Source organism: Subtercola boreus (assembly GCF_006716115.1).
GTDB lineage: Bacteria > Actinomycetota > Actinomycetes > Actinomycetales > Microbacteriaceae > Subtercola > Subtercola boreus.
The window spans coordinates 1,366,410-1,379,961 of sequence record NZ_VFOO01000001.1; the positions used below are offsets into that span (position 1 = coordinate 1,366,410).

Below are 13,552 nucleotides of genomic sequence, written 5' to 3' on the forward strand. Positions count from 1 at the left end.
CTCAGATCCCCTGCCAGTCCGGCTTGTTCGTGTACACGTAGTCGTAGAAGGCCCGGTCGGCGAGGTGCGCGGCGGCCACTTCATCCACGATCACCGTACAGTGCGGGTGCAGATGGATGGCCGTGGCCGGCACCCTCGCCGTGAGGGGGCCTTCGAGGGCCAGCGCCACAGCCTCGGCCTTGGCCTCGCCGAACGCGAGCAGAACGAGGTGCCGCGCCTCGAGGATCGTGCCGAGCCCCTGGGTGAGGGCGTGCAGCGGCACATCGTCGACCGAGGGGAAGAAGCGCGCGTTGTCCTGTCGGGTCTGCGGGGTGAGCGTCTTCACTCGGGTGCGGGAGGCGAACGACGAACCGGGCTCGTTGAAGCCGATGTGACCGTCGCTGCCGATTCCGAGCAGTTGCAGGTCGATGCCGCCGGAGGCCCGGATGGCCGCGTCGTAGTCGAGGGCCGCCCGTTCGAGATCGTCGGCCTGGCCGTCGGGCACCTGCACGAGGTCAGGGTCGAGCCCGAGAGGCACGGTCACCTGGTGGTGGATGATGCTGTGGTAACTCTCGGCATGATCACGGTCGATGCCGACGTACTCGTCGAGCGCGAAGGCCCGCACCCGCGACACGTCGACCCCGGCGAGACGGTGCTGGAGGTCGTCGTAGACGGGCAGGGGGGTCGAACCGGTCGCGACCCCGAGCACGGCGTCGGGGCGGCGTGCGATCAGGTCTGCGATGGCCGCACCTGCCAGGCGTCCGGCGTCGGCGGGAGTCGGAACGACGATGATCTCTGCCATGGGTCAGGCCTCCAGAGCGGGTTCGGCGGCGGGCGCGGGCAGAGCGGATGCCCGGGGGTCGGCTGGATCCGCGAGCAGGTCATCGAGCATCCACCCGTCGGAGGCATGCGGCCGCCCGGCGATGCGGAAGGCGAGCACGGAGGCGCCGATCCTGCTCCCGGAGGTGCCGAGCACCGAGGTCTCGACGGGCGGTGCAGTACGCCAGGTGAGGGAGGCGGCGAGCTGTTCGCGCACCGGGCCGAGCAGGGTGTCGCCGGCGCGCGAGACACCGCCGGTCAGCACGATGACGGCGGGGTCGAGCAGCATCGTCACCGTCGCGAGGCCCAGGGTGAGCGCTTCGACCCCGTCGTTCCAGACGGCTGCGGCCACCGGGTCGGTCGCGAGACGGGCGACGATGTCGGCGGCGGAGAGCGGCTCCGTGCCGCCCTCGGCGACATAGCGCCTGGCGAGTCCCGCGCCCGACATGTAGACCTCCAGGCACCCCCGCTGGCCGCAGGTGCAGCTCTCGCCGTGCGGCAGGGCCGGGATGTGGCCGAGCTCCCCCGCAGAGGTCAGGTGGCCGGTGACCTCGGTGTCGGAGCTGAGGATCGCCGCGGCGACACCCGTTCCGATGGCGACCAGCACCGAGTTCGAGACGCCGGCGGCCGCGCCGAAGAGCGCCTCCGCGAGACCGGCGGCGCGCACATCGTGCCCGATGGCCACCGGAACCCCGAGGTCGCCCGCAAGGAGGGCGCCGAGCGGCACGTCGGTCCAGCCGAGGGTGGAGGCGTAGCGCACCACTCCGGTCGCCGGCTCGATGATGCCGGGGGTGACCACACCGGCGCCGATGATGTTCCAGCCGTCGTCTGCGGCGTGACTGTTCAGCAGTCGGAGCAGGTGGCGCACACGCTCGAGCGACTCGGCGCCGTTGCTGCCGGTGCCGTCTGTTCCGGCGTCGACGGACTCGGCAAGAACCACGCGGCCGCGGCCGTCGACGACGGCGCCCTTGAGAGTTGTGCCGCCGATGTCGAGAGCGAGCACGGCGTCGCGCGGCGCGGCTGGGTCGCTCGACGTGGCTGGGTCGACCGTCGGACGTTCGGCGACGGCCTCGAGCATCCGCTGGATGACGGCAGGGTCGGTGCGGAGCGTTCCGTCGCCGCGGGGCGAGGGGGTCTGCGCCCTCAGGTGCACCTCGGTCGCGCCCGTCGCGGAGAGCAGCGCCCCGACGTTGCCGGGACGCACACCGCCGCCCACGAGCATCCGGGGCCCGGGGGAAGCGAGCGAGCGAGCCACCAGCCCGGCGAGAGCGGCCGAACCCCGCTCGGCGGTCACTTCGCCGCCGGAGCTCAGGATGCCCGCCACACCGAGCCCGGCCAGCAGTTCATAGCTCGCTGCCAGGTCGGGTGTCGCGTCGAACGCCTTGTGGAAGGTGACAGGGAGGTCGCCGGCCGCCTCGATGAGGCGCTGGAGGGCTGCGACATCCACCGTGCCCTCAGCGGTGAGGGCGCCGAGCACGACGCCGACACGTCCCTCCGCTCCGTCGGCGACCGCGCGGATCTCGGCCAGGTCGCGGCCCATCACGTGGAACTCGGCCTCGGAGTAGACGAAGTCACCGCCGCGCGGCCGCACCATCACCTGCACGCCGATGCGTGTGGTCGCCTCGACCACGGAACGCAGCAGACCGATGCTCGGCGTGGTCCCGCCCTCGAGCAGGTCGGCGCAGAGCTCGACGCGCTGGGCGCCCGCCCGTTCGGCCACCACTGCGCCGTCGAGATCGTCGATGCAGATCTCCACGACGACCGCGGGGGCGCTGTCAGTTGGGTGAATGATGGTGCTACTCCTTGGGGTTGCCGGCGGGGGTGTTGCCGACTGGGGTGTTGTCGGCACGCGTGTCGGTCACGGGCACGCCGACGATCGGCGCGGCTCCGTTCGACGGCTCGGCAAGGCTGCGCTTGCCGGGTCGGCGGCGCAACTGCGAGGCGAGCGTCGAGAGGGCGCCGTTGAAGACGAGGTAGATGAGCGTCACGACGACGAACGTCGGGATGAGGAAGTGGTTGTACGCCGCCAGCACCTGCCCGCGGTAGAGCAGCTCGGTGAAGGCGACGATGTAGCCGAGCGAGGTGTCCTTCACGAGGCTGACGAGCTGCGTCACGAGCGACGGGGTCACGAACCGCAGCGCCTGCGGCAGCACGACGAGCCGCATGGCCTGTCCGCGGGAGAGCCCGAGGCTCACCGCCGCCTCCGACTGGCCGGCGGGCAGCCCCAGGATGCCCGCCCGGATGATCTCGGCGAAGGCCGCCGCATTGGCGATGGTCAGGGGGATGACCAGCTTCCAGAGCAGCGGGAAGTTCAGGCCGAGCTGCGGCAGCCCGAACAGCATCAGGTAGATGAGCAGCAGCACCGGGATCGTGCGGGCGATCTCGATGTAGGCCACCGACACCCCGTGGATGACCGGATTCCGGCTCAGCCGGCCGAGCGCCAGCAGAAGGCCGAACGCCCCTCCCAGCACGGCGACGAGGGCGGCGGCCTGGATCGTGCCCCAGAGCCCGACCAGGAGGTACTGCCAGATGCCGGCGCTGAGGAACGGCGTCCAGCGGTCAGCGTCGAGCTGGCCCTTCGAGGCGAACTGGAGGAGGGCGAGCACGATGACGGCGACGACCACCACGACAGCGACGACCGACCACAGCCGGATCGCCCGCCGGGTGCGGGGGCCGGGCTCGTCGTAGAGGGAGACGGGAGCTTCGTGCGTGGAGGTGCTCATCGCTTGATCGCCACTCTCTTCTCGATTCGACCGGCTGCGAGCCCGATGACCAGCGCCAGAGCCATGTAGATCAGGCCGGCCACGGTGAAGATCAGGATCGGCTGCGCCTCGACGAGGTTCAGCTTGTTCGCCTCCGAGGTCAGTTCGACCACCCCGACCGCTGCGGCCAGTGCCGTGTTCATGGTCAGCGCGATCATCACATTGCCGATCGGCTGCACCGCCGCCCGCAGCGCCTGGGGCACCACGACCAGCCGGAGCGACTGCACCAGGGTGAAGCCGAGTGCCCTGCTGGCCTCGATCTGGCCGGTGCCGACGGTGTTCACACCGCTCCGGATCGCCTCGGCCACGTACGCGGCCTCGTAGAGCGCCAGCACGATGATCGCCGTGGGGGTGAGCGGCAGCAGCAGGCCCGCGTCGGGCAGGGCGAAGACCGCCAGGATGAGCAGCACCAGCAGAGGAACGTTGACGAAGAACTGCACGTACGCGAAGGCGAGCCCGCGGAGCACTGGGATGGGGCTGATGCGCGCCGCCGTCACGACCGTTCCGAGAACGATCGCGGCGACACCGGCGATCACCGCCATCATCACGGTGGTGCCGAGCGCTTCGAGCAACGGCCCGGCGCTGTCGGCGAAGATGTTCATCGTGTTCCTCTGCTGGTGGAGCTCATGCGGTGGTCAGGCGGTCACGCCGCTCAGGAGCCGGGAACCGACCCGATGGCGGGCGGCGTGGGCGTCGACGACTCGACGGCCGAGCCGAGCGTCGCGTCCCAGACCTTCGCCCAGTCGCCGTTCGCCTCGATCTTCGTGAGCCAGTCGTTGATGAACGACTTGAACGCGGCGTCCCCGTCCTTCAGGCCGATGCCGTACGACTCGGTCGTGAACGGCTGTCCGACGACCTTGATCGCCGAGTTCGACGCCGCGTCGCTCGCGAGCAGCGTGAAGTCCTGCACGTAGGCGTCACCGCGGCCCTGGGTCAGAGCCTGCACGGCCTCGGGGTCGGTGCCGAAGCTGACGATCTCCGCCGTCGGCTGCTTCTCGGGAACAGCGGTCACGGCCGGCGTGTTCGCGCCGACGATGACCTTCTTGCCGCCGAGGTCGTCGATGCCCTGGATGTCGGTGTTGTCGCTCTTCACCGCGACAGCCAGCCCCGACTGGAGGTAGGGGCCCGCGAAGTCGACCTGCTCGTCGCGCTGGGTGGTGATCGTGTAGGTGTTGAAGACGACGTCGACAGTACCGTTCTGGAGCAGCGCCTCGCGGGTCTCCGAGGCCGGCGGGATGATCTCCACGTTCGGCTCGCCGAGGATGTAGATCGCGAGCAGCTTGGCGAGATCCGCGTCGAAACCTTCGACGTCGTCGGGGCTCGACGGGTTCTGCTGCGAGAGCAGCGGGGCATCGAGCGCCTCCGCGACGACCAGCTTGCCGCGGGCCTTGATCTTCGCCATCGTCGAGTCGGGCAGGAGCGCGGCGGCATCCGCGACAACGGCGTTGTCGTACACCGAGGCCAGGGCGTCCGTCGACGCTGACGAGCTCGGAGCGGCGCCCGGCACGGCCGAGCTGTCCGACGAGCATCCGCTGAACGCGAGAGCCGCGGTGACGGTGATGGCGAGCAGGGGGATGCCCCTCTGGAGGGTCTTACGAGTGCTGGGCACGGGTGGTACCTTTCTGTTCTTCCGGGTGCGGTGGGGTGGTGCAGGAGGGTTCGAAATCAGTGCGGCAGGATCTTCGAGAGGAACGCCTGGGCGCGCGGGCTCGACGCGTGGTCGAAGAAGTTCGCGGGGGTGTCCTCTTCGACGATGCGCCCGTCGTCCATGAAGATGACGCGGTCGGCGGCCCGCCGGGCGAACCCCATCTCGTGCGTGACGACCACCATGGTCATCCCGTCGCCGGCCAGCGACGTCATCACGTCGAGCACTTCGCTCACCATCTCGGGGTCGAGGGCGCTGGTGGGTTCGTCGAACAGCATCACTTTCGGCTTCATCGCGAGGGCGCGGGCGATGGCCGCCCGCTGCTGCTGGCCGCCCGAGAGCTGGGCCGGAAAGCGGTCGGCCTTGTCGGCGATGCCCACCCGGTCGAGCAGCGCGAGGCCCTCGGCGCGGGCCTCCTTGCGAGAGCGGCCGAGCACCTTGATCGGGGCAAGGGTCACGTTGTCGAGGATCGTGCGGTGCGCGAAGAGGTTGAACGACTGGAAGACCATGCCCACCTCGGCCCGCAGCTTCGCGAGCGCCCGGCCCTCGGCCGGAAGGTCGACCCCGTCGACCGCGATGGAGCCCGAGGTGATGGTCTCGAGCCGGTTGATGCAGCGGCAGAGCGTCGACTTGCCGGAGCCCGACGGCCCGACTACGACGACGACCTCGCGCGGGGCGATCGAGAGCGTCACATCCTTCAGCACATGGTGTGAACCGAAGTGCTTCTGCACGTCGGTCAGCTGCACCATCGCCGTTGTCGTATCGGTGGGGGTGGGTGCCACGGTTGCCGCCTTTGCTTCGAGTGTCTCGTCGTTGAAATCAAACTAACAATCCATTGTTGCATCTATATTTCGAGGAACTTTGTTTGATAATGGAATAAGCTTTCCCTCAAAGATCGGATCCCATGCCCTCACGACTCCCCGCGTCGTTCACGCGCTTCTCGGCACAGAACCTCGCCATCCTGGGGCCGCTCCGCGCGGGCACGGCCGATTCGAAAGCCGATCTCGCGAAGGTCACGGGCCTCTCCCCCTCCACCGTCACCGCCCGGATCGACGAGCTCATCGGGCTCGGACACGTGGTCGAGGTGGGCGACGGCGTCTCGCGCGGCGGCCGTCGCCCCCGCACACTGGCCCTCCGCCGCGACGCGGGAATCGTCGGCTGCGTCGACCTCGGCGTCGACCGCACGTCGATCGGCCTCGTGGACCTCTCGGGCGAACTGCTCGCGCGGAGAGACCTCGACCTCGACATCGCCAGCGGTCCCGACGTCGTGCTCGGCCAGGTCTGGACGGCCCTCCAGGCTCTGCTCGCAAGCGACACCGAGCACTCCCGCCGACTCCTCCGCGGCGTCTCGGTCGGCGTGCCCGGCCCCGTCTCGGCCGAGAGCGGTCGGGTCGTCGCCCCGAGCCGCATGCCCGGCTGGAACGGCACGGATGTCGCCCGCATCCTCGGTGGCATCGCCGGCGTCCCCGTGCTGGTGAACAACGACGCCAACCTGATGGCGGTCGGCGAGTTCGCGTGCGGCGACCGCTCGGAGCCCAACCAGGTCTTCGTCAAGGCCGGATCGGGTATCGGCTGCGGCATCATCGCCCGGGGCGAACTCTTCGTCGGCAGCCGGGGCGCCGCGGGCGACATCAGCCACGTCGCCGTGCCGGAAGCCCCGCCCGTGCCCTGCTCCTGCGGGCGCTACGGCTGCCTCGACGCCCTGGCCAGCGGCAACGCCCTCGTGCGCGAACTGCAGAACGCCGGGCTCGAGGTCGCGAACGTCGAGGCCATGATCGCGCTCGCCCGCGATGCGGATCCCGTGGCCACCCGGCTGCTCCGCGAGGCGGGCAGCGTGACAGGCGGCGTGCTCGCGAGCATCGTCAACTTCTTCAACCCCGGCCGTCTCATCGTGGGCGGGGTGCTCAGCCAGTCTGAGGTGTTCGTGGCCGGCGTGCGCTCCACCCTCTACGCCCAGTGCCTGCCGATGGCCACGGACCAGCTCACGATCACCACGCCTCTCCGGCCCGACGACTGCGGCCTGCTGGGCGCCGGCACCGTCTTCCTCGACCGCCTCTTCTCGGAACAGGGCCTCTGAGCGGGGACGAACCGCTCAGCGATCGTCGCCGTCCCGCAGGCCGGGCGGGGTGGCGCGGAAAGCGTCGATCGCGAGTTCGGCGAACCGGCGGGCGGCCAGCACGCGGCGCTCCGGCGTGGTGGCGGTGACTCCCCGGCCCGCCTGCAGGATCAGCACGAGGTCGTCGACCCCGGCATCGGCACGGAGCGCTCCCGCTGCCTGGGCGCGTCGGCAGAGTCCGGCGAGCGACCGGAGCATGCTCACCCGGTGTGCCGCGATCTCCTCGGAAGCGGGGAACGTCGAGAGAAAGGCCTCGGTGAAGCCCTGGTTGCGGGCGTTCAGCTCCCCGATGCGGCGGAGGAACATGCAGAAGCCCCGCCACGGATCACGATCTGCGGAAGCGTCTTCGACGATCTCCCGGCAGAGCCGCATCTCGTCGGCGAAGGCGGCCTCGATCAGCGACGCCCTGGTCGGAAAGCGACGGTAGAGGGTCGCCGGCCCGACCCCCGCCTCGCGGGCGACGACCCGCATCGGCACGTCGAGGCCGCGTTCGGCGAAGAGGGCGCGTGCGGCATCCAGCAGGCTCTCCCGGTTCTCCGCCGCATCGGCACGGAGCACCGGCGACGCGTGGGCTGCGGTGTGGATCTGAGACATCTGGTCGGTCACGGTTCTCACTTCAGCCAAACGGACGGGTGCGTCCGTTACCGTCACTCTACATCGGCGTCTTCCCGGGCGCGATCGAGAGGACGCACCCGTGCAGGCAGTCACCATCCAGACATTCGGTGGAGCAGAGGGCCTCGCGCCCACCGAGGTACCGGACCTACAGCCCGCGGACGGTCAGCTCCTCATCGGCGTCGAGGCGATCGGAGTCGGCGGCGTCGACGCCATGATCCGCCGCGGCACCCTCGGCAGCTCGGCGTTCCAGCCCGGCCATATCCCGGGCAGCGAGGTGGCGGGGCGGGTGCTCGCGGTCGGCGCCGGAGTGGATGCCGCGTGGCTCGGTCGCCGCATCTGGGCATTCACCGGGGTCGGCGGCGGCTACGCCGAGCAGGCTGTCGCGGCACTCGACGACGTGACCGTACTGCCGGAAGGGCTGTCGAGCATCGATTCGGTCGCACTGGGCAGCGCGGGCCCCGTGGCGCACTTCGCCCTCGCGCACGCCCGGTTCGTGGCTGGCGAGAACGTACTGGTGCGCGGCGCCGCGGGGAGCATCGGAATCTCGGTGGTACAACTCGCCGCCGCGGGCGGGGCGGGCCACGTTGCCGTCACGACCTCCTCGCCCGAGCGGGGCGACCTGTTGCGCGCGCTCGGCTCCGACCTCGTGCTCGACCGGACGGGGCAGCGGATGATCGGCGGCACCGCCTCGCCAGAGACACGTTTCGACGTGGTGATCGACCTCATCGGCGGCGAAGCGCTGCCCGGCGTCTTCAACCTCCTCGCCCCGAACGGCCGGCTGGTGTCGGTCGGGATCGTGGGCGGCCACCCGCCTGCAGATTTCGGCATGGCGCTCATTCGCGCATTCCAGCGCTCGCTGACGTTCTCGACCTTCAGTCTGAACACCGTGCCGGTGCCCGAACGCAACCGGGTGCGCGCCGAGTTGTTCACCGCCGCCGCGCGCGGCGAGTTCCGCGCGGTCGTGCAGGGGGTGCTGCCGCTCTCCGCCGCCGCCGATGCACACCGCCGGATGGACGCGGGAGAGGTGTTCGGCCGCGTCGTGCTCGCGCCCTGACCGGCACAGCACGGGTGGTGGAACGCCACCGAATCTGAGAGGAGAGACTGCGCATGCGCCGGTCATCTTCACGCATCGCCACAGTCGCCGTCGCCACGGCAGTCGCGGCATCCATCGCCCTGACGATGCCTGCCACAGCCTCAGCCGCCGAGACCTACCCGAGCGACACGACTCCTCCCGACCTGATCGCCCTGCTTCAGGGATATGACTCGTTCTGGACATCCGACGGCACTCGGCCTACCAGAATGCCGACAACACCGGCTACGACCAGTCGATCACGATTTCGACCGCCCTCGGCTCGGTACTCGGCCCGCTCTACGTGAAGGGTCGCGAGAGCGGCGAACTCCCGTTGACCAGTGCGCTCATCAACAGTTCGAACGGCACCAGCGGCGCCTATGTCAGCACGGGCGCCGCGAAGGCGCACTTCAGCTACCCCCGTCCGTACCTGCCGACGGATCCCGCCACCCCCGCCGTGTCCGGCGACGCCGTCGCCTGCGCGCCAGACGTCGTCAACGCTTCGTCGCTCACGGCGAACCGTACGGGGAAGGCCTACACCGATGCGAACGGCAACCTGGACATCCTGCGCGTTCCGGCGACGGTCGACGCGACCCACGCGTTCTCCCCGAACGACGTGACACTGGATCCCGGCTACGGCACCGTGGGCATCTGCACGGGCGGCTCCTACCCGAGCGGCCACACCACCACGGCATACCAGGCCGGCGTGACCCTCGCCACACTGTTGCCCGAGCTCGCGCCGGAGATCCTGGCCCGGGCATCCGAGGCCGGCAACGACCGCATCGTGCTCGGCGTGCACTACCCGCTCGACATCGTCGGAGGCCGCATCGGCGGTGAGGCCGCTCTCGCCGCCCGCTGGAGCGACGCCGAGTACCGCAGCGCGGCGCTGGAGCCAGCCCGCACCGAACTCGTCGACTACCTCGAGAAGGCGACCGGCAGCAGCATCGCCGCCACGATCGCCGCGGAGGCGCCGTACACGTCGAACCCGTACGGCGGGGCCGCGATCCCCGGCGGAACCTCCCAGATCGTCACCGATCTCGCCTCCGCCGTCGCAGTGTTCGCCGAGCGGGCCACCTACGTTTTCGCCCAGACGGGAACCGAGGGCCTCGCAGCATCCGTGCCCGCGGGGGCGGAGAATCTGCTGCTGACGACGTTCCCGACCCTGACCGACGCGCAGCGCACCTCGGTGCTCGCCCAGACCGAACTCGACTCGGGCTACCCGCTCGACGGCTCCGAAACGGCCGACGGGTCATGGCAGCGCCTCGACCTCGCGGCCGCCACCAGCGCCACGGTACAGCTGAAGGCCGACGATTCGGTCACGGTCGTCTCGACCGGCGGTGCGGCTGCGGTGCTGCCCGTCTCGGTGCCGACCGCCACGCCCACGCCCACGCCTACAGCAACTCCGTCGACGGCGCCGGTGCTGCCGACTGCGACGCCGACGGAGGGCGCATCCGGTTCCGGCTCGAACCTCGCGAACACGGGGTCGGATGTCGCAGCCGTCGCCCCCTGGACCGCCGGCCTACTCGGCCTCGGCCTTCTTCTCTCGGCCATCGCGGGAGTTCGCCGCCGCAGGCACGCGCGCAGCTGATGCCCCGGCGCCCGGTTTAGCTGTATCTACAGCGACCGGGCGCCGTTCGGCGTACAGTGAAGAACATGAAAGCACTCCGTTATGTTGCCGTCGGCCAGGCTCCCGAGGTCGTCGAGATTCCCATTCCCACGCCCGGCCCCGGCCAGGTTCTGCTCAAAGTCACCGCGGGTGGCGTCTGCCACTCCGACGACTACGTGATGAGCCTGCCCGAGAAGGACTACCTCGAGCAGGGCTACCCTCTGCCCATGACGCTCGGCCACGAGGGCGCCGGAATCGTGCACGAGATCGGCGAGGGCGTCGACTCGACCCTGAAGGTCGGCGACGCCGTCGCTGTCTACGGGCCCTGGGGCTGCGGTCGCTGCCACAACTGCTCGGAGGGCAAAGAGAACTACTGCACCAATGCGGCGGCAGAGGGAATCCGTCCTCCGGGTCTCGGCAGCCAGGGCTCCATGGCGGAGTACATGATCGTCGACAACGCCCGCCACCTGGTTCCGCTCGGCGACCTCGACCCGGTCAAGAACGTGTCACTGACAGACGCCGGACTCACTCCGTACCACGCCATCAAGCGTTCGCTGCCGAAGCTCGGCGCCGGCACGGTCGCGGTCGTGATCGGAACGGGCGGGCTCGGCCACGTCGGCATCCAGATCCTGAAGGCCCTCTCGGGTGCCACCGTCATCGCCCTCGACGTGAGCGACGAGAAGCTGAAGCTCGCGACGCACGTCGGTGCGGACCACGTCGTCATCAGCGACGCGGATGCCGCCCGGAAGATCCGCGACCTGACCGGCGGCCTCGGCGCCAATGCCGTCTTCGATTTCGTGGGAGCGAAGCCGACGATCGCCCTCGCCCAGAGCATCGCCGCGGTCGAAGCCGACCTGACCGTGGTCGGCATCGGCGGCGGGTCGCTGGAGTACGGTTTCGGCTCGATCGCCTACGACGTTGCTGTGCGCATCCCCTACTGGGGTTCCCGCAGCGAACTGATCGAGGTGCTCGATCTGGCTCGCGCCGGAAAGATCGACGTCGAGGTGCAGGAGTACAGCCTCGACGACGGCCCGAAAGCGTACGCCGACCTCGCCGCCAGCACCATCCGCGGCCGCGCCGTCATCGTTCCGTAGCGCGCCGACCGGCCGTCGGGCAGACTGGGACCATGGATCGGGTCTCGCTCGTCGATACAGCCCTGCGGGTGGCGGCGTCCTTTCCCGCCGTCACCCAGGGGCAGCCGTTCGGTGAGGGCGCCGAGGTCTTCAAGGTCGTCGGCAAGGTGTTCGCGATCGTGGACACCTCCGACGACGGCAGCGGAGCCGCGCATCACCATAGCCATTCCGTGATCACCCTGAAGTGCGCGCCGCCGCACGGCCGCTCACTCGTGCGGGACCACCCCGGCATCATTCCCGGCTACCACATGAACAAGGAGCACTGGATCTCGGTCTGCCCCACCGACGACATCGACGAGACCCTGGTCGAAGACCTCGTCGGCAACTCGTACGACATCATCGTCGCGCAGCTCCCCCGTGCGAAACGCCCGAGCGCCTAGCCGGAGGTAGTGTCGAACGGTGCCTGCCTACTTCGAGCCCCTCGGCGACGACCGCTACCGCCCGACCGCCGAGGCCGAAGGTGCCTGGAACCCGGGCGAGATCCACTTCAGCCCGCTCGGCGGACTGGTCGTGCATGCGATCGACAAGCACCGCGCTGAGCGGGCCCCGGGTGGCCCCGACACCAAGCTGCTGGGGCGGATCAGCTTCGACATCCTCGGATTCCTGGCCGACGATGTCTGCACCGTCTCGGTGCGCACCACGAGGCCCGGGCGCACGATCGAACTCGTCGAGGCCACCGTCGTCATCGGCGACCGGCCCGCGGTGCTGGCCCGGGCCTGGTTCATAGGGGCTTCCGACACCGCGATCGTCCGGGGCGGGGAACCCGATCCGATTCCCTCGCCGGAGACGGTCGAACCGCAGACGCTCTCGCACACCTGGTCGGGTGGCTTCGTCGCCTCGCTCGACGTGCGGGAGGTCGCGCCCCGGTCACCCGGCCGCGGCACGGTCTGGCTCAACACCGATGCGCAGCTCGTCGAGGGCGAGCAGGTGAGCCCTGCCGCATCCTTCATCGCCCTCGTCGACACGGCCAACGGGATCGCCGCCCGGGAGCCGGGCAGCGCGTGGATGTTCCCGAACGTCGACCTGACCGTCCACCTCTTCCGTCAGCCGCAGGGCAGCTGGGTCGGGCTCGACACGTCCGTCGTCTTCGGTGCGTCGGGCCTCGGTCTCACCAGCTCGGTGCTCCACGACGCGCACGGCGCCGTGGGACGCGCCGAGCAGCTCCTCACGGTGCGCCCGGTCCCCTGACCCCCGGCCCTCCTCCCCTCCCGCGCCCCTCGCCCCCGCCCCGCGCCCCTGCGGGTTTCGCGCCGGTTCGTCGCTTCCGCGCGTGCGCGCCGGGGCGCGGAAGCGACAATCGTGCGCGGAAACCCTGTCGATGTAGTTGGATGGTGTCCCGACGAGGGGAAGGGCAACACGATGACCGCCGAGGACGCCGCGAGCTTCAGCGCCGAAGAGAAGGCCGCGATGAAGGAGCGCGCGAAGGAGCTGAAGACAGCCGCGCGCCGGAAGGCCACGGGCGCGAAGGCCGATCCGCTCGCCGATCAGCTCGAGAAGATCGCCGAACTGCCCGAACCCGACCGCAGCACGGCCCGGCGCATCCACGACATCGTCAGCGCCAGCGCCCCCGCCCTCACGCCGAAGACGTGGTACGGGATGCCCGGCTGGGCCCGCGACGGAAAAGTGGTCGTCTTCTTCCAGAGTTCCGCGAAGTTCAGCACGCGGTACTCCACCCTCGGTTTCAACGATTCGGCGGCTCTCGACGAGGGCGACATGTGGCCGACGTCGTACGCGATCGCCGAGCTGACCCCCGAAGTCGAGGCCCGCATCGCCGACCTGGCGGCACGCGCGGCGAGCTGACACGGAGC

Annotated in this window: 14 protein-coding genes; 7 read left to right on the forward strand and 7 right to left on the reverse strand. The window is 70.1% G+C overall.

Translation table 11 applies throughout. From position 1 onward, the window contains the following. Position 1: 1 nt before the first annotated feature. The 6 genes from nagB to FB464_RS06405 are packed head-to-tail and all read right to left on the reverse strand — an operon-like array spanning position 2 to position 5,954. The gene (nagB, locus tag FB464_RS06380; protein ID WP_116414605.1) at positions 2–781 is read right to left on the reverse strand and encodes a glucosamine-6-phosphate deaminase; all 780 of its coding nucleotides are present in this window, start codon (positions 779–781) and stop codon (positions 2–4) included. A 3-nt stretch (positions 782–784) separates the two neighbouring features. Further along, complete coding sequence (locus tag FB464_RS06385; protein ID WP_170151905.1) at positions 785–2,554, reverse strand: copper homeostasis protein CutC; 1,770 nt, start codon at positions 2,552–2,554, stop codon at positions 785–787. A 40-nt stretch (positions 2,555–2,594) separates the two neighbouring features. Continuing rightward, positions 2,595–3,521: an amino acid ABC transporter permease gene (locus tag FB464_RS06390; RefSeq protein ID WP_116414603.1), complete on the reverse strand. Its 927-nt coding sequence runs from the start codon at positions 3,519–3,521 to the stop codon at positions 2,595–2,597. Beyond that, positions 3,518–4,162, reverse strand: a complete 645-nt coding sequence (locus FB464_RS06395; RefSeq protein ID WP_116414602.1) for an amino acid ABC transporter permease — start codon at positions 4,160–4,162, stop codon at positions 3,518–3,520. The genes FB464_RS06390 and FB464_RS06395 overlap by 4 nt, the downstream gene beginning before the upstream one ends. A 50-nt stretch (positions 4,163–4,212) precedes the next feature. Then, positions 4,213–5,169, reverse strand: coding sequence for a glutamate ABC transporter substrate-binding protein (locus FB464_RS06400; protein ID WP_116414601.1), 957 nt, complete (start codon positions 5,167–5,169; stop codon positions 4,213–4,215). A gap of 56 nt (positions 5,170–5,225) precedes the next feature. Further along, positions 5,226–5,954 (reverse strand): amino acid ABC transporter ATP-binding protein, encoded by a 729-nt coding sequence (locus FB464_RS06405; protein WP_116414600.1) that lies wholly within the window; start codon positions 5,952–5,954, stop codon positions 5,226–5,228. A 155-nt stretch (positions 5,955–6,109) separates the two neighbouring features. Here FB464_RS06405 and FB464_RS06410 point away from each other — a divergent pair, with 155 nt between their 5' ends. Further along, complete coding sequence (locus FB464_RS06410) at positions 6,110–7,282, forward strand: ROK family transcriptional regulator (protein WP_116414599.1); 1,173 nt, start codon at positions 6,110–6,112, stop codon at positions 7,280–7,282. Positions 7,283–7,297: 15 nt separating this feature from the next. Here FB464_RS06410 and FB464_RS06415 read toward each other — a convergent pair whose 3' ends face one another. Next, a complete protein-coding gene (locus FB464_RS06415) occupies positions 7,298–7,927 on the reverse strand; it encodes a TetR/AcrR family transcriptional regulator (RefSeq protein ID WP_246092952.1) in 630 nt (209 codons plus the stop codon). 88 nt (positions 7,928–8,015) lie between these two features. Between FB464_RS06415 and FB464_RS06420 the strand changes: the two genes are divergently transcribed. The 6 genes from FB464_RS06420 (at position 8,016) to FB464_RS06445 (ending at position 13,544) form a co-directional block, all read left to right on the forward strand. Beyond that, complete coding sequence (locus FB464_RS06420) at positions 8,016–8,990, forward strand: zinc-binding dehydrogenase (RefSeq protein WP_116414598.1); 975 nt, start codon at positions 8,016–8,018, stop codon at positions 8,988–8,990. Positions 8,991–9,339: 349 nt separating this feature from the next. Next, entirely contained in the window at positions 9,340–10,593 is a 1,254-nt protein-coding gene (locus tag FB464_RS06425) for a phosphatase PAP2 family protein (RefSeq protein WP_211327362.1), read from the forward strand. Positions 10,594–10,658: 65 nt separating this feature from the next. Further along, the gene (locus FB464_RS06430; protein ID WP_116414597.1) at positions 10,659–11,705 is read left to right on the forward strand and encodes an NAD(P)-dependent alcohol dehydrogenase; all 1,047 of its coding nucleotides are present in this window, start codon (positions 10,659–10,661) and stop codon (positions 11,703–11,705) included. A 32-nt stretch (positions 11,706–11,737) separates the two neighbouring features. After that, positions 11,738–12,124, forward strand: a complete 387-nt coding sequence (locus tag FB464_RS06435; protein WP_116414596.1) for an MmcQ/YjbR family DNA-binding protein — start codon at positions 11,738–11,740, stop codon at positions 12,122–12,124. Positions 12,125–12,143: 19 nt separating this feature from the next. After that, positions 12,144–12,932 carry a thioesterase family protein gene (locus FB464_RS06440; RefSeq protein ID WP_116414595.1) on the forward strand — a complete coding sequence of 263 codons (789 nt, stop codon included), beginning with the start codon at positions 12,144–12,146 and terminating at the stop codon, positions 12,930–12,932. Positions 12,933–13,103: 171 nt separating this feature from the next. Beyond that, positions 13,104–13,544 (forward strand): iron chaperone, encoded by a 441-nt coding sequence (locus FB464_RS06445; protein ID WP_116414594.1) that lies wholly within the window; start codon positions 13,104–13,106, stop codon positions 13,542–13,544. The last annotated feature ends 8 nt before the right edge of the window (positions 13,545–13,552 follow it).